At 34.4% G+C, this 1,007-nt stretch carries 1 protein-coding gene; it reads right to left on the bottom strand.

Going from position 1 to position 1,007, the window contains the following annotated elements:
- Positions 1 to 476 precede the first annotated feature (476 nt).
- Positions 477 to 947, bottom strand: coding sequence for a single-stranded DNA-binding protein (ssb, locus tag G468_RS0118560; RefSeq protein WP_026824220.1), 471 nt, complete (start codon positions 945 to 947; stop codon positions 477 to 479).
- Positions 948 to 1,007 lie beyond the last annotated feature (60 nt).

Genomic DNA, 1,007 nt, shown 5'->3' with positions numbered 1-1,007 from the left:
CGATGCTCACGCCAAAGGCGTGCTTATGTTCTTAAAACGAAGATTGAATTAAAAACACCAAAACAGAACACACAAAAGTTGCATTCTGTCCTCTGGAAAACTCGACAGAGGAAAAACCCCAAATTGTGAAAGAGCAAAAGCCGTGGAAAAAACAGCTAAAAATCGATTTTTTAATTGTAAAGGTAAAATTTACATTGTCAATAATTCGATTTATTTCAATAACTTACGTGAAATTTGAGCTTAAAATAAAGTGATCAAAATCAATAACTTACGTGATTAAAAAATTTTCACTTTTTTTAAATTTTAAATTTGCAATCGGAAAACGCTATTTTTGAAATGAGCTATACTGAATATGCTCAATAATTAGATTCTTCTACATAGCTTTATTCACGCACCAGTAAGTCATCTGGTGCGTTTTTTTAATTTGAAAATTATTTTTGAAATTCTTAGACGTTGACGATTTTATTTTTGGAACGCTAGAAGGGGATATCATCATCAAAATCAGGAATTGATGATTCATTACTTTGATTAGGTTGCGGTGTATTACGTGTTGAATGTTTTGGCTGAAAAATTTGAGGCGGTACTGAATCTCCGTTCTTACTCCCCAACATTTGAAATGTCCCCTGAATACCAACAAAAACTTCCGTTGAATATCGCTCTTCTCCACTTCTTTCGTCTAGCCACTTTCGTGTTCGCAATTGTCCTTCAACATAAACCTGACGGCCTTTATCGAGATATTGACCAGCAATTTCAGCCAATTTACCTGTGACAAAAATTCTATGCCATTCTGTTTTTTCCCGTTGTTCACCAGTCTGTTTATCCTGCCAAGACTCATTCGTTGCTAGTGAGAAAGTCGCAAAACATGACCCATCTGGCGAATAGCGAACAATGGGTTTATCGCCCAAATGACCGATTAAAATAACTTTGTTAATTCCTCTACTTGCCATAAAAAATCCTCACATTTTAACAAATCATTAATTACTGAAACTTACTTTTCAGTAATTTTC

Origin of the sequence: Arsenophonus nasoniae DSM 15247, assembly GCF_000429565.1 — a bacterium.
Taxonomy (GTDB): domain Bacteria; phylum Pseudomonadota; class Gammaproteobacteria; order Enterobacterales; family Enterobacteriaceae; genus Arsenophonus; species Arsenophonus nasoniae.
This window is presented reverse-complemented; position numbering and strand designations above follow the sequence as displayed.